The organism is Limnohabitans sp. TS-CS-82 (assembly GCF_002943475.1).
The window spans coordinates 97,175-122,843 of sequence record NZ_PTQX01000003.1; the positions used below are offsets into that span (position 1 = coordinate 97,175).

The window sequence follows — 25,669 nt, forward strand, 5'->3', positions numbered from 1 at the left end:
GCCACGCTGGCGAGGTTGGCGTTGTTGCCAGCGGCGTCTTTGATGCTGCCGCCGTTGAGCGTGAGCGCATTGGCGGGCAAGCTGATGCCGTTGGTGTCGTTGAGCGTGGCCGCTACGGTGTAGTTGAACTTGAGCACGCGGGCGGTCGAGCTGGCCGCATCGTAAGTGGCTTGCACCAAGGTGCTGCCCACGGTCAAGCCCAACTGGGGCGTGCCGGTGACGATGACGTCTTCACCCAAGTTGACGGTGGCCGTGACCACATCGCCGGTGTTGAGCCAAGTGCCCATCGCGCCGGTGGCGCTGGTGACAGACAAGCTTGTGATGGCGGGCAATACCGCATCGAGCGTGACGGTTTTGCTGGCCGTGGTGACCACGCTGTTGCCATCGGTCGCCGTGGCGGTGATGGTGTTGGCACCCGCGTTGATGACTTCTTTGTCCGCCGCGTTGGGTTGCGTGGCGGTGAAGGTGGTTGAGCCACTGGTCAAGCCAGCGATGTCTGTGCTCGACACAGTGGCCGCGCTGACTGCGGCGGTCAGTTGGGCCGTGGTCATGCCCGACATGTCTTGAATCGAGGTGTAGATGGTGGCGCCGTTGGTGCGGTCCACGTAATCGCCACGGCCCGTGGCCTTGATGCTGTCGAGGCGGTAATAACCGCCCAAGTCGACCTGCACCCAGGCCTCAAACGTGATGCCCGTGCCGGTGCCGTTGATTTCAAACGTGCCTGTGCTGCCATCGGTCACCAGCGATGCGGGGGCCGCTGCCTGCAACGAGGTGGTGACGGTTTTACCCAAGGCCACGTTGTTGCTGCCTTGCATGGCCTGCACTTCGCTGATGGTGAAAACGCCATTGCCGCCTGCCGTGTAAGACGCGCTGCCATTCGTCAAAGTTTTGCGCACCATGACGTAACGGACCATGGGCTCCAACTTCAGGTCGTAAGACCACAAGCCTGTGTTTACGTCGGCCGTGAGTGTGCGTGTGGTGCCGTTGATGTTGATGTTGAGCGACACGCTAGCCCCGTTGGCGGCGGTACCGCTGAGGTGCACGGCTTCGTTGATGGCCAACAAGTTGTCCAGCGACACGGTGTCGATGGTGAGTGTTTTGCCGACCGATTGGCTGACCGCCTCGGTGAAGGTGGAGAAAGCGCTGGTGCCGCCGTTGGTGGCGGTGCTGACGTAGCTGCCCTGCGCGCCGCTGGTTTGGTCCCAGGCACGGAAGCTGAAAGCGTCTGCCGCAATGCCCTCGTAGTTGGCGTTGGGCATGAAGTACACGCGGTTGCTGGCATCGGCTTTGAGCAGCAGGGCATGGGTGTTGCTGGTGGTGGCATCGAGCGCGGTCCAAGTGGTGCCGCTGTCGGTCGAGTAGTAGAGCGTGCCGTTGGCGTTGACGCCCGTGATGGCCATGCCTTGCACAGCGCTGGCGTCCACATCGCTCATACCGGCCAGCCAAGTGCTGACGGCATTGCCCACCGCACCCGAAGGTGCAGCCGAGTTCTGCGCCACAGCGGGCAGGCTGAGGATGGTGTCGGCCAACACAGGCGCGTCGTTGACGGCGGTGACGCTGAGCACCACGGTGCTGGTGGTGATTTGCGCTGCGCCGCCGGTGTTGCCACCGTCGTTGGTGGCCATGGTCAACACGTCGGCGCCGTTGTAGTTGGCCGCTGGGGTGTAGGTGACGGCATTCAACGCGCTCAAGGTGGCGTTGATTTGCGCCAAGGTACCGGTGAGGGTGACGCTGGCGGTGCCGCTATTAGCGATGGTGGCTGTGCCACCCGAAACAGCCACGGTGCCGTGCGCCACCGACAGGGTGACGGTCAGGTTGCCGGTGCCTGCATCGGTGTCAGCAATGACCAGACCGGTGATGACTTTAGACGTGTCTTCGTTGGTGGTGAGCGTGGTCAAAGGCACGGTGTTAACCGGCGCGTCGTTGACAGGGCTGACCGTGATGGCCATGGTGTCGGTGTCGGTCAAGGTGCCGCCACTGCCGGTGTTGCCACCGTCGCTGGTGAACATGGTGAGCGTGTCTGCGCCGTTGTAGTTGGCGGCGGGGGTGTAGCTCACGCCGCTGGCTGTGGCCAACAAGGCGTTGATGGCGCTGGCGGTGCCGCTCAGCTGCACGCTGGCCGTGCCGTTGGTGGCGATGGTCACGCCGGTGGCCGCTTGGGCGTTGAGCACGCCGTGGGTCACGCTCAAGGTGACGGTGATGCTGGCGGTGCCTGCATCGACATCGGTCACGCTCAAGCCGTTGAGGGCGGTGACGGTGTCTTCGTTGGTCACCAGCGTGGCGGGCAAGGTGTTGACCGGTGCGTCGTTGACGGCCGTGACGTTGATGGCCACGGTGTCGATGTCGCTTTGCGGGCCGCCCGAGCCGGTGTTGCCACCGTCGCTGGTGGTCAGGCTCAGGGTGTCTGCGCCGTTGTAATTGAGCGCTGGGGTGTAGGTGACCGCACTGGCGGTCGCCAGCAAGGTGTTGATGGCGCTGGCGGTGCCGCTCAGTTGCACGCTAGTCGTGCCGTTGTTGCTGATCGTGACACCCGTGCCTGCCAGCACGGAGACGGTGCCATGGCCCACGGCCAGGGTGACGGTGAAGCTGCCGCTGGCACCGTCAACGTCAGCAATGCTCAAACCCGAGATCACTTTGGCGGTGTCTTCGGCCGTGGCTTGCGCGGCGGGCACGGTGTTGACCGGCGCGTCGTTGACGGCATTGACCGTCAAGGCCACGTTGCCTGTGGCCGATTTAGTGCCGCCTGCGCCGGTGTTGCCACCGTCACTGACGACCATGCTCAAGCTGTCGCTGCCGTTGTAGTTGAGCGTGGGGCTGTAGGTGACGGCGTTGGTCGTGGCCAACAAGGCGTTGATGGCGCTGACGGTGCCGCTGAGCTGCACGCTGGCGGTGCCGTTGGTGGCAAGGGTGACGCCCGTGCCTGCGAGCACGGTCACGGTGCCGTGCGCCACAGCCAAGGTGACGGTCATGGTGCCGGTGCCTGCATCGACGTCGGCAATGCTCAGGCCTGCAATGGCCAAATTGGTGTCTTCGTTGGTGCTTTGTGCCACGGGCACAACCACGGTCGGTGCGTCGTTGACGGCGGTGACGGTGATGGCCGCGGTGTCGGTGTCGGTCAATGCGCCGCCGCTGCCGGTGTTGCCTGCGTCGCTGGTGCTCATGCTCAGCGTGTCGGCACCGTTGTAATTGGCAGTTGGGGTGTAGGTGACGGCGTTGGTGGTGGCCAGCAAGGTGTTGATGGCGCTGACGGTGCCGCTCAGCTGCACGCTGCTGGTGCCGTTGGTGGTGATCGTCACACCCGCCGTGGTTGCAGCGCTGGCGAGCACCGTCACGGTGCCCTGCACCACGCTGAGGGTGACGGTCATGCTGCCGGTGGCTGCATCGACGTCCGCAATGCTCAGGCCGGTGATGACTTTTGCGGTGTCTTCGGCCGTGGTTTGCGCGGCAGGCACGGTGTTGACAGGTGCGTCGTTGACGGCGGTGACAGTGATGGCGACCGTGTCGGTGTCGGTCAATGCGCCGCCGCTGCCCGTGTTGCCTGCGTCGCTGGTGCTCATGCTCAGCGTGTCGGCACCGTTGTAATTGGCAGTTGGGGTGTAGGTGACGGCGTTGTTGGCACTCAGTGTGGCGTTGATTTGCGCTGCGGTGCCGGTCAAGGTCACGCTGGCGGTGCCGCTGCCTGCGATGGCGGCGCTGCCGCCGGTCACGGCCAAGGTGCCTTGCGTCACGCTCAAGGTGACGGTCATGCTGCCGGTGGCGGCATCGGCATCGGCCACGCTCAGGCCGGTGATGACCAACGCCGTGTCTTCGGTTGTGGTTTGCGCGGTGGGCACGGTGTTGACCGGTGCGTCGTTGACGGCGGTGACGGTGATGGCCACGGTGTCGGTGTCGGCCAATGCACCGCCGCTGCCGGTGTTGCCACCGTCGTTGGTGAGCAGGGTCAGCGTGTCTGCGCCGTTGTAGTTGAGCGCCGGGGTGTAAGTCACCACGTTGGTGGTGGCCAACAAGGTGTTGATGGCGCTGACGGTGCCGCTCAGCTGCACGCTGCTGGTGCCGTTGGTGGTGATCGTCACACCCGCCGTGGTTGCAGCGCTGGCGAGCACCGTCACGGTGCCCTGCCCCACGCTGAGGGTGACGCTCATGCTGCCGGTGCCTGCGTCCAGGTCAGCAATGCTCAGGCCAGTGATGACCAAAGCCGTGTCTTCGGCCGTGATTTGCGCGGCAGGCACGGTGTTGACCGGCGCGTCGTTGACGGCGCTGATGCTGATGGCCACGGTGTCGGAGGCGCTGGAGAAAGCGCTGGTGCCGCCGTTGACGGTGGTGTCGACTTTGTTGCCTGTGGTGCCGCTGGTTTTGTCCCAAGCGACAAAGGTGAGCGCGTCTGCTGTGGTGCCGTTGGTGTTAGCCAAGGGCTTGTAGTACAGGCGTGTGGCCGCGTCAGACGCCAGCAGCAAGGCGCTGATGCTGCTGACGGTGCCCACGGCCGTCCAAGTGGTGCCCGAGTCGGTGCTGTAGTAAAGCGTGCCGTTGGCGCTGTTGGTGCCGGTGATGGCGATGCCTTGCGTCGCGCCGGTGTCGGCATCGGTGATGCCGCCCACCAGGGTGCTGACCAGGTTGCCCACCAAGCCAACTGGCGTGGCAGCGTCTTCGCTCAGGCCAGTCAGGGTGAGTGTGGTGTCTGCCAACACGGGGGCATCGTTGGTGCCGGTGATGGTGACGGTGACGGGCTTGGAGGTGCCGTCGGCACTGACGGCGGTGAAGCTGTCGGTGTAGGTTTGACCTGCCACGAACTGGTTTTGCGCCGAGTTCATGGTGTAGCTCCAGACACCAGCGGTGTCGATGCTGAACTTGCCCCAGCCGTTGGTCCCTGCGGTGTTGGTCTGTGCAGTGAAAGTCGCAGCGCTGTCCACGTCGGTCAGGGTCAGCGTTCCCCCTGCCGTCTGGGCGGTGTCGCTTTCGGTCAGGCTGGCCGTGCTCACGCCGCCGATGACGGCAGCGTCGTTGGAGCCCGTGATGGTGACGGTGATCGTTTGGGAGGTGCCGTCGGCACTGACGGCGGTGAAGCTGTCGGTGTAGTCGGTGCCCGCCACGAACTGGTTTTGCGCCGAGTTCATGGTGTAGCTCCACACACCCGCCGAGGTCAGGCTGAATTTGCCATAGCCGTTGCTGCCTGCGGTGTCCGTTTGCGCACTGAAAGTGGCGGCGCTGTCCGCGTCGGTGATCGTCAGCGTGCCGCTGGCGGTCAGGGCCGCATTGGTTTCGGTCAAGCTGGCGGTGTTGGTGCCACCGATCACGGCCGCGTCGTTGGTGCCGGTGAGCGTGACGGTGATGAGTTGGGTCGTGCCGTCAGCGGCTTTGGCGGTGTAGCTGTCTGTGTAGGTTTGGCCCGCCACAAACTCGTTGTGCGCCGAGTTCATGGTGTAAGTCCACACGCCCGCGCTGTCGATGCTGAACACACCGAAGTTGTTGTTGCCAGCGATATTGCTCTCTACCTGGAAGGTCTGCGCGCTGTCCACGTCGCTGATGCTCAGCGTGCCGGTGGCGGTCTGCGCAGCGTTGGTCTCGCTCAATGCAGCGGTGCTCACACCGGTGATGACAGCGGCGTCGTTGGTGCCGTTGATGGTGACCGTGACGGTCTGCGTGGTGCCGTCGGCCGAGACGGCGGTGAAGCTGTCGGTGTAGGTTTGCCCAGCCACCAGCGCGTTGTGCGCGGCGTTCATGGTGTAGGTCCACGCGCCGCTGGTAGTCAACGTGAAGGTGCCGTAGGCATTGTTGCCCGCCGTGCCCGCTTGGGCCGCAAAGGTGGCGGTGCTGTCGACGTCGCTGATGGTCAATGTGCCGCTGGCGCTTTGCGCTGCGTTGGTCTCGGTCAAGGTGGCGGTGGTGACGCCGCCAATGACTGCCGCATCGTTGGTGCCGGTGATCGTCACAGTGACGAGCTGTGTCGTACCGTCTGCCGATACGGCCGTGAAACTGTCAGCGTAAGTTTGGCCAACGACGAACTGGTCTTGGGCCGAGTTCATGACGTAGGTCCACACGCCTGCGCTGGTGAGGCTGAACTTGCCCCAGCCGCTGGAGCCTGCGGTGTTGGTCTGTGCGGTGAAAACCTCTTGGCCAACGCCATCTTGGTCGGTGATGCTGAGCGTGCCGGTGGCAGTTTGTGCCGCGTTGGTCTCGGTCAGCGATTGGGTGGCGGTGCCGCCCATCACAGCAGGGTCGTTCACGTTGGTCACGCTGATGGCCACCGACTGATCGGTGAAGCCGCCCGCGCTGTTGATGGCGCGCACGGTGACGTCGTACACGTTGTTGGCACCCGCATCGGTGGGGGCCTCAAAGTTGGGCGAGGCCACAAAGGTCAGCGCGCCCGTGCTGGCGTTGATGCTGAACTTGCTCGCATCGGTGCCGCTCAAGCTGTAGCTCAAGGTGCTGTCCGATTGGGTGGCTTGCGCGGTGTAGACCACAGTGGATGTGGCTGTGTTTTCAGCGAAAGTAGCTGTGGCCGCACTGGTGAACACGGGGGCCGCCAAGATGTTGACGTTCAACGCGGCGCTTGGCGCGCTCTCGTTGCCTGCAGCATCGGTGAGCGTGAAGGTCAGGGCCTTGGCACCGGTGGTGAGCGCGCTGTCAGGCGTCAAGTAACCGGTGCTGATGTTGTAGGTGGCAGCGGTCAGCACGCCGTTGACATAGAGCTTGGGCGCGTCGACAAGGCCGGTGCCCACTTGCATGCCAGGCGTGGTGTCGTCGGTGGTGGCCGCTGAGCTGGCGTTGCCCGTGGTGTTGCCCACGTTGTCTTGGTACGACGTTGCAGCCGATGGGGCCGACGGCGCTTGGGTGTCCAGCGTGAAGCTGGTGGTGCCCGCGTTGCTGGTATTGCCCGCTGCGTCGGTGGCCACAGCGCTAACACTGATGCTGCCTTCGCTCAGGCTGTCGCGCTCTGCGCTGGTCAAAACCACGGCCACCGGCGTGCTGCCGTTGCCGATGACGGTTTTGGTGAAGGTGTGCGGTGTGGCTGCGCCGTCAGTGAAGGTCACGACCACGGTCGCGCCCTGCTCTGCCGTGACGCTGACCACGCCGTTGCTGGCGGTGGCTTCTGCGGCTGTTGCGCCGCCTGCTACGCCGGTGCCCAAGGCAAACACAGGCGCGTTGGGGGCAGATGTGTCGAGGGTGAAATTGGCCGTGCCTGCGGGGCTGGCGTTGCCGCCTGCATCGGTGGCGATGGCGCTGACGCTGATGGTGCCATCGGTCAGTGTGGTGAGATCGCCGTTGCTGAGGTGGACTGGCACAGGCGTGCTGCCGTTGCCCGTCACCGTGACGGGCACGCTGTGCGAGCCGTTGGTAAACGTGACCACCACGGTGGCACCCGCCTCTGCGGTGACCAGCACCACGCCGTCGCTGACGGTGTTGACGGTAGCTTCGGCCACGGTGGCACCGTTAGCCACGCCGGTGCCCAAGGTCAGCACGGGGGCCACGGGAGCCGTGGTGTCAACCACGTAGCTGGCGTTGTCGCCCATCGTGATGTGGGTCAACACGGCCGGGTTGCCAGCGGCATCTTTGAGGGTGCTGCCGTTGAGCGTCAAAGCGTTGGCTGCGACGCTGATGCCGTTGGCATCGTTCAAACCGGCTGCGATGGTGGCCGTGAAAGTGAGCGCCGCGGTGCCGGTGCCCCCTGCGTAGTTGGCTTGCACGGTGGTACCACCGATGTTCAAAGCCAACTTGGGCGATCCACCCACGGTGTTGACCGTGACGGCTTCGGTGAAGGTGACGGTGAAGGTGACGGTGTCACCCTCGTTCAGCGTGGTGCCGCTGATACCGGTGTTGGCCGTGATGGCTGGTGCGCCGCTGATGGTGGGCAGCGCGTTGTCGAGCTGCACGGTGGTGCTGGCCGCTGTTGCCGCGTTGCCCACGCGGTCGCTCACGCTCGCGCTGACGGACACGCTGCCGTTGGCAAAGGCGCTGATGTCGGCCTTTTGCGCGACGCTCAACGCCCAAGCGTTGTTCAACACCGTGGCCGTTTTGGTGAAGCTGACAGGCGTGGGTGTGCTGCTGTCGGTGAAGGTCACCGTGACGGTCTGGCCGTCTTCGGCACCGGTGGTGGTGCCGCTGACGGCGAAGTCGTTGTCTTCGGCGGCGTTGACGATGTTGTCGCCGGCCAAGACGGCGTCCAGGGTGATGGTGGGTGCGACGGTGTCGATCAGCGTGTAAGACGTGCTTGCGATTGATGTGGTGTTGGTCGCGTTGGGCGCAGTGCCAATGGTGCTGTCAAGTTGAACCACAACTTGGTAGGACTTACCGCTCTCGAGCAGGCTGGTCCAGTCGGCGTGGTTGGCGAGCGTCCAGTTGGGGCTGCCTTGACTGATGGCGGGCAGGCCGGTGGTCAACTCAACCGTGGTGCCGTTGGTGGGCACAAAGCTGATTTTGGCAATCTCTAAATTGCTGACCGAGCCCCAGGCGGTGCTGGACACCGTGCCGCCGATGGTCATCGCTGCCAACTCAGCGGCGTTGATGCCGTTGGTGGCGTTCACGTTGGTGCCACCGATGCTGACAGTGGTCACCGGATCGGCTGGGTAGAAGGTCCAGTCGGACACGCTGCTGTAGCCTGCAAAGTTGATACCACTCAGCGTACGGAAGGCCCCGTCATCGATCGTGGCGTAGTAAGTTTTGCCGACGACAAAGTCGTTCGCAGGGTTGATGGTGACGCTGGCTTGGCTGATCGTCACCACACCGTCGATGATGGTCGCGTTGTCTGCGTCAATGGAGGCAACCAAGGTGTTGCCAACGGTGTCATAAAGTTTGATTTTCTTGCCTGCAACCGCCACCACGTCCTGGTTGAAAACGATTTTCAAATCAGCCACTGATGCAATCGCATCACTCACCTTGGTGACCACGATCAACGGGGTGTTGTCGAAGTGCATCAAGCTGGTGGCGCTGGGCGTGTCGTCGCGCAAACCGTAGGCATTTTCGGCCACAGCTTGGAAGCTGAAATCGGCTTTGACGGTGCTGATGGCCGTGGGTGTGAAAGTCCAAGTGCCTGCAACAGCATCGACGGTGGCCACACCCAAGCGGGTGCCGCTGACGGTGTCGTACACGGCAATGACTTCGCCTGCAGCCAGCGTGCCCGTGAAGGTGCCTGCCAGTGTGGGGGTGGCATCGTCGCTGAAATCAGGATTAGCAAGGGCTCCGGTGACCACGCCAAAGTCGTCAGTGACGCTCGTGAGCGTGACGTGCGCTTGCGGCACATCGGCCACGGCATGCAAACCGGCCAAGGTGCTGAGCGCACTGCCGTTGTCTGGCGTGCTGGCCAAAGCGGTGATGACGCGCGACAAGTTGGCAGTGGTGACGCCGGTGACACCCAAGAGCGTGAGCTGGGCAACGATGTCAGCAGCCGGGGCGGTGGGCGTGATGCCCGCTGCGATGTTCATCACAGTTTGCACAGCATCTGCCAAGGCTTGCACCCCGGCCACGGTGTTCACGTCGCCTGCGGACTTGAGGTCGATCACATCGGCCAACAAGCTAACTTCTGCGGCGCTGTCCACACCGGTCACACCAATGGCGGCGTATTGCTCGGCGGTGGGTGCGGCGGCGTTATCGTCGCTGCCATCGGCGCTGGCGAGGATGGTGTTGTAGGCGTTGACGAGGGTTTGAATTTCAGCCGGTGTGTCCACCGACAAACCGGTGACGGTGGCCGAAGCCAAGGCGTCGTTGATGGCGTTGAGGTTGCCGGACACAAAGCCGGTGACGCCGGCATTGGCGTAATCGGTGGCTGTGGGCGGTGTGCCTGTCGATGAGCTCAAACCGGCGGTGTTGGCCTGTGCAAACGTGCTGATGGCCGTGACAGCGGTGTTGATGGTGGTCACCAAGGTCTGCAGCTCAGACTGGCTGTCGACACCGGTGCCGTTCGCATTGGTCGCGGCGATGGCAGCTTGAATAGCCGCCAAGTTTTCTGCGGTCACGCCGCTGAGGCCTAGCGCTTGCAACTGCGCCACCGACACGGTGCCCGTGCCTGCCGCGTTGGCCATGACGGTGGTGACGGCGTTGGCCAGGGTTTGCACCTCGGCCACGGTGTCCACGTCGGTGCTGACTTTGCTGCCGATCACATCGCCCAAGAGGGTTTCTTTGACGCCGGTGGTGACACCGGTCACGCCGATGGCGGTGTATTGCGCTGCCGTGGGGTCTGCACCCGCGTCTGGGGTGGCTCCGTTGGCTTCGCTCAGAACAGCGTTGTAGGCATCGACGATGGTTTGCACTTCAACGCGGGTATTGGCGAGTTCACCATTGACGGCGGCGCTGGCCAGCGCGTCTTGAATGGCGGCGAGGTTGTTGGCATCGACGCCGGTGACGGCGGCGGCCGTGAAATGGTTGAGTGCCGGGCTGGTGCCCGTGGCGGCAACCAAACCCGTGGTGTTGGTTTCGGCAAAGGCGCTGATCACATTCAGCGCGTCGCTGGCCGCATTGGCTGCTGCGGTGATGACGGCCTGCACTTTGGCCAGGCTGTCGGTATCGCTGCCGCTGTCGGTTTTGGCGGCGATGGCGGCCAGCACGGCCGGCAGGTTGTCGGGCGTGACGCCGCTCAGGCCTGCTTGCGCAAAGTGCGTTGCATTGAGCGCAGGCGTGCTGGTGCCTGTAGCGGCCACGCTTTGGATGGCGTTGGCAATGGTGGCCAGCTCGTTGAGCTTGGCAATGGTGTCCACCTGAGCGGTTTGCAGGCCGCCCACGATGTCGTTGAGCAAGGCCAGGTTGTCGGCGTCGGTGGCCGCGTTGCCGATGCTCGCGCCGATGAGGGCGTATTGCGCTGCGGTCGGATCGACAGTGGGCGTTGCGTCAGCTGTGGTGTCGCCCGTGGTGTTGGTGGTGTCGTTGGCTTCGCCCAAGATGGCGTTGTAAGCGTTGACGATGGCTTGCACTTCGGCCGTGGTGTTGGCGCCGTCTTTGTCGTTGGCGTTGCCCAGCGTGGCGTCGGAGCCTGTCTGGTGGTCGATGGCGTCGTTGATGGCGCTCAAGTTGGCCGAAGCACCACCCGTCACACCAGCCACACCGGCGTCGGCGTAGTCTTGCGCGGTGGGCGCGGAGTTGTTCACACCGTCTTCGGCATAAGCCGCGATCTTGTTGATCGCTGCAGTCTGCGCAGCCGCTGCAGTGGTGATGACGGCTTGCACCTTGCTCAAGCTGTCGGTGTCTGTGCCGCTGTCGGTTTTGGCGGCGATGGCGGCCAGCACGGCCGGCAAGTTGTCGGGCGTGACGCCAGACAGACCCACTTTGGCGAAGTCGGTTTCGGTCAATGCAGGCGCAGGTGTGCCACCGGCAGCCAAAGTTTGGATGGCGTTGGCAATGCGGGCGAGTTCGTTGATCTCGGCCACGGTGTCCACATCGGCAGCTTGCTTGCCCGCGACGATGTCGCTGAGCAAGCTGAAGTTTTCAGCGTCGTTCGCGGCGGCACCGATGTCTGCGCCCACCGCGGCGTATTGCGCTGCGGTGGCGTTGGGGGTGGTGGCTGCGGGGTTGTTGCCTGCACTGTCGGCGGCGTCATTGGCTTGGGCGAGGATGACTTGGTAGGCGTTGACGATGGCTTGCACTTCGGCGGTGGTGTCGGCCGCGTCTTTGTCGTTGGCGTTGCCCAAGATGGCATCGCTGCCCTTTTGGCTGTTGATGGCGTCGTTGACGGCATTCAAATTGCCCGAAGCCCCACCCGTCACACCGGCCACACCAGCGTCGGCATAGTCTTGTGCGGTAGGCGCGGGATTGTTCACGCCATCTTCGGCATAGGCCGCGATCTTGTGGATCGCCGCTGTTTGCGCGGTGGCAGTTGAGGTGATGACAGCTTGCACCTTGCTCAGGCTGTCGGTGTCTGCACCACCGTCGGCTTTGGCCGCGATGGCAGCGAGCACGGCGGGCAGGTTGTCCACGGTCACGCCAACCAGACCGACTTTGGCAAAGTCGGCTTCGGTCAGTGCAGGCGTGCTTGTGCCTGTGGCCGCCACAGTTTGGATGGCGTTGGCAATGCGGGCGAGTTCGTTGATCTCGGCCACGGTGTCGACGTTGGCAGCTTGCAAGCCACCCACGATGTCGTTGAGCAAGGCCAGGTTTTCAATATCGCTGGCCGCAGCGCCGATGTCGGCACCGACCAGCGCGTATTGCGCGGCGCTCGGGTTCACCCCGGGTGTGGCGTCAGCGGTGTTGTTGCCGGCGCTGCCATCGACATCGTTGGCTTCAGCCAAGATGACTTTGTAGGCATCGACGATGGCTTGCACTTGGGGCGCAGTGGTAGCGGCTGCGCCGTTGACGGGGGCACTGGCCAAAGCGTCGTTGATGGCGTCGATGTTGTTGGCATTGACGCCCACCACACCGGCGGCCACGTAAGTGCCGAGCGCAGGCACGGTGCCCGTAGCGTCAACCAAACCGCTTGCGTTGGCGTTGGCAAAGGTGCTCAAGTCGCCCAAGGCGACCACGGCGGCGGCGGCGGCGGCGGTGACGATGGTTTGCAGCTCGCTCAAGCTGTCGGTCTGCGTGCCGTCGTCGGCTTTGGCAGCGATGGCGGCCAGCACGGCAGGCAGGTTGTCGGTGCTCACGCCCGTCAACCCCACCGAGGTGAAGTCGGTCGCGGTCAATGCCGGGTTGGACGTGCCACCCGCGGCGATCAATTCGATGGCGTTGGCAATGCGGGCCAAGTTGTCGATCTTGGCGACGGTGTTGACACCGCTGCTTTGTTGGCCGCCGATGATGTCGCTCAACAAGTTGAAGTTTTCACCGTCAGTAGCGGCAGCGCCAATGTCGGCACCGATGGCCGCGTATTGCGCAGCGGTGGCGTTGGGCGTAGTAGCCGCCGTGTTGTCGCCTGCAGTGGCGTCCGCATCGTTGGCTTGGGCCAGGATGGTGTTGTAGGCATCGACGATGGCTTGCACTTCGGCAGTGGTGTCCGCACCGTCTTTGTCGTTGGCATTGCCCAAGACGAGGTCGCTGCCCTTTTGGCTGTTGATGGCGTCGTTGATGGCGCTGAGGTTGGCGGTACTCACACCCTTCACACCTGCAGCGGCGTAATCGGTCGTGGCCGGTGCGGTGGCACCCGTTTCGGCATAGGTGGCAATCAGGTTGATCGCGGTGGTTTGCGCAGCGGCTGAGGCCGTGATGATCGTTTGCAGCTCACCCAGCGTGTCGGTCTGCGTGCCGTCGTCGGCTTTGGCCGCGATGGCAGCGAGCACGGCGGGCAGGTTGTCGGTGGTCACACCGGTCAGGCCCAACGTGACGAAGTCGGCCACGCTCAGTGCGGGCGTGGCTGTGCCGTTGGTCGCCGTCAACTGGATGGCGTTGGCGATGCGGGCCAAAGTGTTGATCTCGGCGACGGTGTCCACGTCAGCGGCTTGCTTGCCTGCGACGGCATCGTTCAAGAGGCCGAGGTTTTCAATGTCGTTGGCGGCGGCGCCAATATCGGCACCGATGAGTGCGTATTGATCGGCGGTGGCTTTGTCTGCGGTGTCGGCGGTGGTGTTGCCTGCGCTGTTGGCCACGTCGTTGGCTTGCGCCAAGACGGTGTTGTAGGCGTTGACGATGGCCTGCACTTGCGCGCTGGTGTTGGCGGCTTGGCCGTTTACGCTGGCACTGGCCAAGGCGTCTTTGATGGCGTTGAGGTTGGTCGCATCGACGCCGGTCACGCCAGCGGCGGTGAAGTCAGCCAGCACAGGCGCGGTGCCTGTGGCGCTGGCCAAACCGGTGGCGTTGGTTTCGGCGTAGGCGCTGAGGGTGGTCAGTGCGCTGGCGGCGGCTTGGGCGGTGCTGCTCAAAATGGCTTGCAACTCGCTCAAGGAATCGGTGGCGCTGCCGTCGTTGTTTTGCGCGGCGATGGCGGCCAACACAGCAGGCAGGTTGTCGATGGTCACGCCGGACAGACCAGCTTTGGCAAAGTCTGCTGCGGTCAGCGCAGGCGTGGCTGTGCCGTTGGCTGCAACCAATTGGATGGCGTTGGCGATGCGTGCCAAGTCGTTGATGACCGCGATGGTGCTGACGTCGGTGGCTTGCAAGCCGCCGACGATGTCGTTCAAGAGGTTGAGGTTTTCTGCATCGGTGGCAGCACCGCCGATGTTGGCACCGATCAAGGCGTATTGATCGGCAGTGGGGTTGGTGCCCGGCGTGGCGTCGGGCGTGGTGTTGCCTGCGGCGTTGGTGGCGTCGTTGGCCTCGTCAAGAACAGCGTTGTAGGCGTTGACGATGGCCTGCACTTTGGCGGTGGTGTCCGCCTCAGAAAGACCCACAGGCAGACTGGCCAGCGCGTCGTTGATGGCGCTCAGGTTGTTGTCGTTCACACCGGTCACACCGGCGTTGACGTAAGCGCTCAACACAGGCGCTGTGCCCGTGCTGGCGTTGACCAAGCCCGTGGTGTTGGTTTGTGCAAAACCGCTGAGTGCGGTCAAAGCGCTGGCAGCGGCGGTGGCAGCAGCAGTCACCACGGCTTGCAGTTCGCTCACGCTGTCGACGGCACTGCCGTCGTCTGTGGTGGCCACGATGGCGGCACGCACAGCGCTCAGGTTGTCGTCGGTCACGCCAGTGATGCCCAGCGCTTCGAGTTGCGCTTTGGTGAGGGTGCTGGTGGCACCCGCGCCCAAGGCCGCGGCGGCCATGACCGTAGACACGGCATCGGCCAGGGTTTGCACTTCGGACACTTGGTCCACATCGGCGGCGGCCAGCGCATCGATGCGGTCGCCCAGCAAATTGGCTTTGGCCGTGCTGTCAACACCGCTCACGCCGATGGCGGCGTAGTTGGCTTGGGTGGGGTTGGCTGTGGCTGCCGTGTTGGCGTTGTTCAGGATGGCGTTGAAGCCGTCCACGATGGCTTGCACTTTGGCGGCGGTGTTGGCTTGCGCGCCGGTGACGTCTGTGTCGTTCAGGGCGTCGTTGATGGCGGCCAAGTTGTTGGCCGTGACGCCTGTGACGCCCGCAGCAAGGTACTGCGCGACGCTGGGGGTGGTGGCCGTTGCCGTGTTGTCTTGGGCTGCCGCTTCGATGGCGGAGGTGGCGTTGATGGCATTGTTCACCACCGTTTGCACGCCGCTCAGACTGTTGAGTTCGGTGACATCTACCGCAGCCGTCAGTGCGGCTTGCACCGTGCCGAGGTTGGCAGAGGTCACGCCGGTGATGCCCAACGCGGCCAATTGCGCCTCGGTGGGGGTGCCGTTCATCACGGCTTGCACAGCGTCGGCCAGGGCTTGCACTTGGTCGACGGTGCTGACGTCGGTGGTGCCTTTGCCGTCGATGACATCACCGAGCAGGCTTTCTTCTGGCGCGGTGTCCACACCACTCACGCCGATGGCGGCGTAGTTGGCTTGCGACGGATGGGTGGCATTGTTGGCACCGCCGGTGGCGTTGTTGAGAATGGCGTTGTAGCCGTCCACGATGGCTTGCACTTTGGCAGCGGTGTCGGCTTGCGTGCCGGTGACGTCTGCGTCGTTCAAAGCGCTGTTGATGGCGGCCAAGTTTTGAGCGGTCACACCGGTCACGCCCAAGGCTTCGTATTGGGTTGTGCTGGGGCTGGTGGCGCTGGCGGTGTTGGCTTGCGCCGCAGCTTCGATGGCGGCCAGAGCGTTGATGGCGTTGCTCACCACCGTTTGCACGCCGCTCAAGGTGTTGAGTTGCGTGGCGTCGGGAGCGGCAGTCAAGGCCGCTTGCAAGGTGCTGAGGTTGGCAGTGGTCACGCCGCTGATGCCCAGCGCTTCGAGTTGCGCTTGTGTGGGGTTGCCGGTCATCACGGCTTGCACGGCGTCGGCCAAGGCTTGCACTTGGGTCACGGTGTTCACATCGGCCAACGCTTTGGCGTCGATCACATCGCCGAGCAAGGTGACTTCTTGGGCGCTGTCCACGCCATTGACGCCGATGGCAGCGTAGTTGGCTTGCGACGGGTCGGTGGCGTTGTTGGCCACGCCATCGGCGTTGCCGAGGATGGCGTTGTAACCGTCCACGATGGCTTGCACTTTGACAGCGGTATTGGCCTGAGTGCCGGTGACGTCTGCGTCGTTCAAGGCGCTATTGATGGCGGCCAAGTTTTGGTCGGTCACGCCCGTCACGCCGAGCGCGTCGTATTGCGCGGCGGTGGGGCTGGTGACGCTGGCGGTGTTGTCTCGCGCCGCGGCTTCGATGGCAGACAAGGCGTTGAGGGCCTCGGTCACCACGGTTTGCACACCGCTCAGGGTGTTGAGTTCGACAGCGTCAACAGCAGCAGCCAGTGCGGCTTGCACGCTGCTGAGGTTGGCGGGGGTCACGCCAATGATGCCCAATGCCACGAGCTGCCCTTGGGTAGGGTTGCCGTTCATCACGGCTTGCACGGCGTCGGCCAAGGTTTGCACTTTGGACACGCTGTCCACATCGGTGCTGCCTTTGGCGTCGATCACGTCACCGAGCAAGGTGACTTCTTGGGCGGTGTCCACACCGTTCACGCCGATGGCGGCGTAGTTGGCTTGCGTAGGGTTGGCCTTGGTCGCATCGTCGGCGTTGTTCAAGATGGCGTTGAAGCCGTCCACGATGGCTTGCACTTTGGCGGCGGTGTTGGCTTGGGTGCCGGTGACGTCTGCGTCGTTCAGGGCGCTGTTGATGGCGGCCAAATTGGCAGAGCTGACGCCGGTCACGCCCATGGCGAGGTATTGCGCATCGCTCGGGGTCGTGGCGGTGGCGGTGTTGCTTTGCGCGGCGGCTTCGATGGCGGCCAAGGCGTTGATGGCGTTGCTCACCACAGTCTGCACACCGGCCTGCGTGTTGAGGTGCGTGGCGTCGTTGGCCTCGGTGGAGGCCGCGAGCGCGGCTTGCACGGTGCTCAAGTTGGCGGGTGTCACGCCGCTGATGCCCAGGGCTTCGAGTTGGGCTTGTGTGGGGTTGCCCGTCATCACGGCTTGCACGGCGTCGGCCAGCGCTTGCAGTTTGGTGAGGGTGTCCACATCGGGGGTGGTTTTGCTGTCGAGCACTTCACCCAAGAGGCTGAGTTCTTGCGGGGTGTCTACACCGTTCACACCGATGGCGGTGTAGTCGGTGGCCGCAGGGTCGGCTGCGTTGCCCGGCACGCCGTCGGCGGTGCCCAAGATGACGTTGTACGCATCAACGATGGTTTGTACTTTGGCGGCCGTGCTGGCCTGCGTGCCGCTGATGTCTGCGTCGTTCAAGGCGCTGTTCATGGCGCCCAAGTTTTGCGCCGTCACGCCGCTGATGCCCAAGGCTTCGTACTGAGCCACGGTGGGGTTGGCGGCGGTGGCGTTGTTGTTTTGTGCGGCCGATTGGATGGCCGTCAGCGCGCTTTGGTAAGCGGTGACTGCCGTGTCGATCACGCCTTGCAACGCGCTGAGCGAGTCGGTGGCCGCGCCACTGTCGGGCTGCGCGGCGATGGCGTTGAGCACGGCACGCAAGTTGTCAGGCGTGGTGCCGGACAAGCCCAACAACGCCAAATCGACTTGGGTCAAAGCGGGCGCAGGTGTGCCACCTGCGGCCAAGGTTTGAATGGCGTTGGCGATGCGCGCCAGTTCGTCGATCTCGGCGATGGTGTCCACACCGGCCGTGGTTTTGGCGCCCACGATGTCGTTGAGCAAGCTGAGGTTTTCTGCATCGCTGGCAGCGGCACCAATGCTGGCCCCGATTTGCGCGTAATGCGCCGGTGTGGGGTTGCTGGCTGGGTTGGCATCGGCCAAGTTGCCGTTGGCCTCGGTCAACACGGCTTTGTAGGCGTTGACGATGGCTTGCACTTCAGCGGCGGTGTCGGCTTTGGCGCTGTCGATCACCAAGCTGGCCAAGGCGTCGTTGATGGCGTTGACGTTGTTGGCATCGACACCAGTGACACCGGCAGCGGCGTAGTCGGTGTGCGCGGGGGCCGTGGCCGACTGAGCGAGGGCGTTGGCCAGCCCGCCTGTTTGGGCTTGGGCAAAACCACGCAAGGTGCTCAACGCGTTGTTGTAGCCGGTGATGGCCGCATCGATCAAACCTTGAAGTTCGGTCTCGCTGGCGATGGGCGTGCCGTCGGTGTTGCCTGCCGCGATGGCGGCCTGCACAGCAGCCAAGTTGTCGGGGGTAACGGTGTGTGCAGCACCCGTGCCGCCGGTGAGGCTGTTGAGTTGGGTGGCGTCGGGGCCGGTTTGGCCTGCGGCACCGGTGTAGGTGACGGTGGCGGCCACGGCGTTGGCCAAGGTTTGCAGCTCGTCCACGGTGTTCACATCGGCCGCGACTTTGGCACCAATGACGGCACCAAGCAAGGTTTCTTTGGCCGATGAGTCCACACCGGTCACGCCCACTGCGGCGTATTGGGCTTGCGTGGGGTCGGTGGTGGTTGTGGCGTCTGCAGCGCTGCCATTGGCCTCGGCCAAGATGGCGGTGTAGGCGTTGACGATGGCTTGCACTTTGGCCACGGTGTTGGTGGCGGTGCCATCCACCGCGGCACTGGCCAGCGCGTCGTTGATGGCGGCGAGGTTGGTGTTGTCCACACCGGTGATGCCGGCTTTGGTGTAAGTGGTTGCGTCGGGCGTGCTGCCGCTGGCGTTGACCAAACCTGTGGCATTGGCTTGCGCGAAAGTGGTGAGGGTGCTCAGCGCCGCGTTGACCACGAACGTGGTGGTGCCGGTGTTGGCCGGGTCGGTGCCCAAGTTGCCCGCTGCGTCGGTGCTGGTGACGGTGACGGTGTACGTGCCGTCTTCGTTGACCAGCGTGGCAGGCAACGTCAGGTTGGCGCTGCCTGCAGCCGCTTCGGCTGCGGTGACAGTGTGGCTGTCGGTGCGCAGTGTGTTGTCAGGGGCCTTGAAGGTGAAGCTGAGCGTGTCGCCGGTTTTGCTGCCGCTGGGCAGTGTGATTTGGTACTGCAGGCCATCGGCCAGCTCGGTCTGGTTCACGCCGTTGACGGCTTCGACCAAGGTGAGCGCAGGCGCAGGAATGGCGGCGTTGCTGCCGTCTGGGTTTTGGCCCGGGGCTTGGGTGTCGAGCGTGAAGCTGGTCGATGCGCTGACGTGGCTGGTGTTGCCCGCCACGTCTTGGATGGTCACGGTGACGGTGTAGTTGCCGTTTTCGGCAACAACGGCGTTGGCACCGCTGCTAGGCAGCGTCACGCTGGCCGTGCCATTGCTGGCTTCTGTCGCGGTGAGTGTGTGGTTGAACGTGCGCACGGTGCCGTTGGGTGCCGTGACCGCGATTTGCACCACATCGTTTGCCACCGAGCCTGTGGGCAAGGTGACATCAACCTGAATGCCACCGCCATCGGCGAGCTCGGCTTTGTTGATGCCAGGTGTGGCGTTGATGCTCTCGGGCAACACCGCGTTGGGCGATGCCACGGCGGCATCGCTGCCATCTGGGTTTTGACCCGGCGCTTGGGTGTCCACGGTGAGGCTAGGACTTTGCTGAGTGACACTGCCGTAGCGGTTGGTGACGCTCAACTGCGCGGTTTGTGCGCCATTGGTTAGGCTGTGCACAGCGGCAGCTGGCACGATGAGCAAAAAGGTGTTGGCCGCATTCGCGCCCACGCCCGCTTGCACCGTGACAGTAGCTGGTGAAATGGGATACGTCACACCGCCCACGGTGAAGGTGACCGCAGAGCCGACTTGCGCGTCGGTGGTGCCGGAGACGATCAGGTCTTGGCTGCTCTCAACCGCGTTGATGTAGCCATCGCCCGCGAGCGTGTTGAGCGTGACCACGGGCGGCGTGCTGAAAATTTTCAGCTCACTGCTGCCCATGTCGTTTTTGGTGACACCGCCAGCCACCACGGTGACCGACACGTCGTAGGTGCCATCGGCCAAAGGCGTGAAGCCGGTGAACAGACTGGTGTTCAGGCTCCAAGTTTTGGTGCCCGCGTTGTAGCTCAAGCCAGCAGGCATCGAGGCGATGGTGCCGGTGATGGTTTGGCCGTTAACACTGACCGTGATTTGGTCGGCGCCTGCCAAGGCGATGTAATTGCTGCTGACCGCTGGGTCTGCGCCCACCGAAATGAGTTTGGACGCCTTGCCAGTCAGTGTGGGCGTGGCTGCATAAGCACCGTTGGACATGACGCCGTGCGTGAACACGTTGTCCACCGTGGGCACATCGGGGTAGGCCGTGTTCACGAACAGGCTGAAGTGGTCTTCGACTGTGGGGTTGCCCGCCACGTCGGTGGCCTGCACGCTCACGCTGTAGGTGTTGCCGTGGTTCAACGCGATGGCGTCGGCCGTGGGCAAGGTGATGGTCCAGGTGTTGGGCTGCGCGCTTGCACCGGCTTGCACGGTGGCGGCGTAAGTGATGCCATTGAGCGTGACTTGCACGCCCTGCCCCGCTTCGGCATTGGTCGTGCCTTGAATCTTCACGTCCGTAGCCACCGTGGTGAGCACCGTGCCGCGCTCGGCAGCATCAAACTCGCCGGTGGCGTTGGTGGGTAAGGACACGGCGTCGCCCGAAATGCGCGTCACAAACAGGGTCGGTGCGGTCGCATCCAAAACGAAGTTGCTGACGCTGTCGGCGGTGATCAAACCATCGCTGATGCGCGTGATGTTGCTGGTGAGGGTGTAGCTGCCGTCTTCGTCCACCGCGGTGCGTGGCACCGTCAAGGTGACGCTGCTGCTGGCTACGTCTTGCGCCGTCAGCGTGTGTGTGACGCTGCGCAGATCGCCATTCGGGTCTTTGAGTGACAGGGTCAGTACGTCGCCCACGCTGGCCAGGGCAGGTACGCCCACCACGGTTTGCAAGCCGTTCAGCAACTCGGTGGCGCTCACGCCACTGGTGGCTTCGGCCATCGTCACAGGGGCGGTGCTGGCCAGCCAGTTGACGGTGTTGACCAACGTTTGCACTTCGCCCAAGGTGTCCACGGTGCTGGCATCGCTGCCCAGCACGGCGGTGTCAATGGCGGCGAGCACGCGGCTCAGGTTGGCCGTGGTCACGCCTGACACGCCGATGGCCAGAAGGTCTGCAGCGGTCAACGCGACGGCAGGGGTTTGACCCAAGCCCACTTGCACCACACGCTCGGCAATGCTGGCGAGGTTCAAAATTTTGGCTGCGCTGTCCACGCTGGTGCTGCCCGACTTGTCCAAGATGTCGTTGAACAAGGCGCGGTTGAATTCCAGAGCAATGACTTGGCTCAAACCCAAGGCGGTGATGTCGGCGTTGTCGAGCACCGCACCGGTGCCTGCCGTGCCATCGGCCAGCGCGCGGATTTGCTGCACGGCATCCACCAAGGCTTGAATTTTGGCGGGACTGTCCACCTCAGCGCCATGGATGGCAACAGTGTCGAGCATGTCGTTGATGAGGGCGACGTTGTCGGCGCTCACACCCGTCACGCCTGCGGAGACGTATTCCGCCACGCTGGGGCTGGTGGCGGTGGCGGTGTTGTTTTCAGCTGCACCGGTGATGGCGTTCAAGGCTTGGGTGATGTGGTCCACCAAAGCTTGCAAGCGGGCTTGGTCGACGGGTGCAGCGCTGGTGGCACTGCCGTTAGCGGCTTCGAGCGCGCTCAAAACGGCGGCCAAATTGGCCTCGGTGACACCTGTGACTAGGTGGCTCAAATCGGCCACGGTGGGCACGGTGCCCGATGCGGTGGCTGCGGCAGCGCTGGTGTAAGCGAGCACGACTTTGGCGGCGTCGGCCAGCGTTTGCAGCTCGGCCACGGTGTCCACATCGGTGGCCGTTTTGCTGTCGACCACATCGCTGATGAGCGCGGCAGTGGCGGCGCTGACACCGGTCACGCCGAGGTTGGCGTAGTCGGTGGCGGTGGCCGTAGCGGTGGCGTCACCGTCGGTGCCGTTGGCCGCGTTCAGCACTTTGTTGAACGCGTTGACGATGGCTTGCAACTCGGCCGGCGTATCGGCCTTGGCGCCGTCCACGGCGGCCGAAGCCAGCGCGTCGTTGATGGCGTCCACATGGGTGGCGGTCACGCCGGTCACACCCGCGTTGGTGTAGGTGGTGGCATCAGGCGCTGTGCCTGTGTGCAAGGCCAAACCCAGCGCGTTGTTTTGCGCGAAGCTGCTCAGCGCGTTCAGCGCAAGACTGACGTTGTCCACGGCGGTTTGCAATTGGCTCAAAGAATCGGTCTCGCTGCCGTTGTCGTTTTTGGCGGCGATGGCGGCCAGCACGGCAGACAGGTTGTCGGGCGTGACACCGGTGAGACCGATCAGGCTCAGGTCTGTTTCGGTGAGCGCAGGCGTGGCTATGCCTCCAGCTGCAAGGGTCTGGATGGCGTTGGCGATGCGGGCCAGCTCATCAAGTTCGGCGATGGTGTCCACACCTGTCGCGGTTTTGGCGCCCACCAGGTTGTTGAGCAAGGCGAGGTTTTGCGGCGCAGTGGCTGCTGCGCCAACGCTGACGCCAAGGGCGGCGTATTCGGCGGCAGTGGGGTTACGCGTGGCATCGGCATCGGGTGCCGCGCCATTGGCTTCGCCCAAGATGGCGTTGTACGCATCGACGATGGCTTGCACTTCAGCGGCTGAATCGGCTTTGCTGCCATTGATAGCAGCGCTGTTGAGGGCTTCGTTGATGGCCGCCAGATTGCTGGACGTGACACCGCTCACACCCGCGGCGGTGTATTGCGTGGCGTTGGGGCTGATGGCGAAGGCGCTGTTGTTTTCAGCTGCAGCGCTGATGGCGCTCAAGGCGGCGGTGTAGCCACTCACAGCTTGGTTGACCAAGGTTTCGAGTTCGGCTTGGGTGGCCACAGCCATGCCGTCCACATTGGCCGATGCCAAGGCGGCGAGCACAGCAGCCAAGTTGTCGGGGGTGACGGGGCTGGTGTTGCCGTTTGACGCGGAATGGGTCAAGGCATTGAGCTGGTCAACGCTGGGCGCAGTTTGGCCCTGTGCGGCGGTGTAGGCGACCGTGGCGGCAACGGCGTTGGCCAGTGCCTGCACTTCAGCGGCGCTGTCGATGGCGCCCACTGTTTTGCTGTCGATCACGGTGCCCAGCAAGCCTTCTGTGGCGCTGGTGACGCCGGTCACGCCAATGGCGGCGTAGTCGGTGGTGGTCGGCGTGGTGCTGGCGTTGCCTGCTATGCCGTCAGCGGTACCGAGGATGGTGTTGTAACTGCTGATGAGGGCTTGTAGTTCAGCGGGGGTGTCCACCTCGGTGCTGGTGATGGTGCCGCTGTTGAGGGCGCTGTTGATGGCCGCCAGATTGCCGGCGTTCACGCCGGTCACACCTGCCGCCGCATATTGCGCCACGCTGGGGTTGCTGTCGGTGGCGCTGTTGTTTTGCGCGGCGTTTTGGATGGCGTTGATCGCCTCGATATAGGCCGTCAGGTTGTTCACCACGCCCTGCACTTCGCCTGTGGTGTCGGTGCCTGCGCCATCGGTGCTGTTGCCGTTGAGCAAGTTGTTCAGCGCTGGCAAGTTGGCAGAGGTGACGCCGGTCACGCCCGCGAGGGTGTAGACGTTTTCGGAAGGCGATGTGGCACTGGCGTTGTTGGCTTGGGCAGCGCTGCTGATGACGCTCAGGGCGCTCTCTTTGGCAGCGGTGTTGGCGCTGGCGGCTGCTGTGGTGGCTTCGGCGACGGCCGATGGATCGGTTTCGTTGGCGGCTGCGGCTGCGTTGTGTGCGGCAGTGGCCGCTTGGGTGGCGGCAGTGGCTTTGGCTGCGGCGTCGGTGGCTGCCGTTTCAGCGGCGGCTTGTTTGACGCTCAGTGCGGCCAGCTCGGTGCCGGTTGGCGGTGTGCTCAAGCCTGCGACGGCGTTGTTCACGGCTGTTTGTGCGGCGTTCGCTGCGGCGGCGGCTGTGTTGGCTGCCATCGCCGCATTGTGTGCGGCGACGGCCAAGGCATCCACTTGAGCGTCGGTGGTGGTTTCACTTGCAGTGGCGGCCGTGTTGGTTGCAGAGGCGGCGCTGTTGGCGGCGGTGGCTGCGATGTTGGCTGCAGCCACGCTGGCGGGCTCGCTTTCGCCTGCGGCAATGGCGGCGTTTTGTGCGGCAGCGGCGGCAGCTGTGGCTTCTGTGGCTTTGGTAGCGGCCTCGGTGGCGGCAGCTTGGGCGGCGGCTTGTTTGACTTCCACAGCGGCTAATTGCGCGGGGGTGGCAGGGGTGCCGAGTGCGGCCACGGCATTGGCCAATTCGCCCTTGGCCAGTGTGGCAGCGGTGGCGGCTTGGTTGGCTGCCGTCGCAGCATTGAGTGCAGCAGCAGCCAAGGCATCCACTTGGCTGTCGGTGGTGGTTTCGCTGGCTGTGGCGGCCGTGTTGACGGCGGTGGCTGCGCTGTTAGCAGCAGCAGCGGCGGTGTTGGCGGCGGCTGCGCTGGCGGGTTCGCTTTCGCCTGCGGCAATGGCGGCGTTTTGTGCGGCAGCGGCGGCAGCTGTGGCTTCTGTGGCTTTGGTAGCGGCCTCGGTGGCGGCAGCTTGGGCGGCGGCCTGTTTAACTTCCACAGCGGCCAATTGCGCGGGAGTGGCAGGGGTGCCGAGTGCGGCTACGGCATTGGCCAATTCGCCTTTGGCCAGTGTGGCGGCGGTGGCGGCTTGGTTGGCTGCCGTCGCCGCATTGAGTGCGGCAGCAGCCAAAGCATCCACTTGACCGTCGGTGGTGGTTTCGCTGGCAGTGGCGGCCTCGTTGGCGGCTTGAGCAGCGGTGTTGGCGGCAGCAGCAGCCGTATTGGCGGCGGCGACCGAAGCAGGGTCGGGCGCGTTGAGAGCGGCCGCCGTTGTATGCGCCAATTGGGCGGCAACAAGAGCCGCCGCCGCTTTGTCACGGGCCACAGCAGCGGCGGCTTGGGCTGCCGCTTGCTTGGCTTCCACGGCAGCCAGTTGGGCAGGCGTGGCAGGTGAGCTCAGAGCGGCCACAGCTGCAGCCAAATCGGCTTTGGCGCTTGCGGCTGTGAGGGCTGCGGTGGAGGCGTCCGTCGCAGCTTGATCGGCGGCTTCAGCGGCTTGAAGGGCGGTATTGCGTTGCTCTGTGTTGATGCCGCTGGCGGGATTGGTCGGCTTAAAAAGATGGCGCTCGGCAAGTACCGTCGCAACCGCGGCGCCCAAGATGGCCCCCATGCCTATGCCAGCGCCCAGGCCTGCACCTGCGGTCATCGCTGGCCAAGCGCCCGCGGCCAATGGCGCAGCGCTGAGCAATTGCGTCACGGGAGCACCGCCTTCCACACCCAAACCAACCGCTGTCGATTCGCTGGGCACATAAGCTCGCATGGCACCATTTGCGTTGCGTCCCATCAGGCCTTGGTTGGCATCGATGAGATTGGCTTCGTCGAAGTAGCCTTCCACGATCAAGTCCGGCTGCACGCTGCCGTCCAACATGACATGCAGGTTTTTGCCAACGCGTTGGGTGCGAACCTTTTGCGGACCTTGGTTGTTCAACGCAGGGTCTTGCAACAAGTAACGCCCCTTAGGGAAAGCCTTGATCCGTGTGGACTTGCCTTGGTCACCGTGACCAGGAACCAACTCCATGGTTTGGAACGTTGAGGCGTCCCCGGTGTTGGCGATGACTTGAATTGGATTGACCATGGTGCGTGACTAATTTCGACAAAAAGCTTAAAACTGAGATATTCATGGTTTTTACCGATTTCATTCGTTTGAATGAAATGCGATAAAAGATCAAAAAATACAGGTAAATTGATAAAACCAATTTTCTTGTTTTTTCTGGCATTAGTACATACGCCTATTGGCGTATGAAGGCGTGTTTTTGAGAAGGAAAATGCTGTTTTTGAGTCCAACTCAAAAAAAGCAAAAAACCTACTCCCCTTGACGGGAAGTAGGCTCTCACAAAGTGACTACTTAAGGTTTAATGGAGA

Annotated in this window: 1 protein-coding gene (only partly in view); it reads right to left on the reverse strand. The window is 63.6% G+C overall.

The annotated features are described in order from the left end of the window. Positions 1 to 25,382: the 5' portion of a VCBS domain-containing protein gene (locus tag C5F52_RS08470; RefSeq protein WP_104797922.1), read on the reverse strand. 14,512 nt of this gene lie to the left of the window's left edge; only the first 25,382 of its 39,894 coding nucleotides appear in the window; it begins with the start codon at positions 25,380 to 25,382; its stop codon lies beyond the left edge, outside the window. Between the last annotated feature and the right edge of the window lie 287 nt (positions 25,383 to 25,669).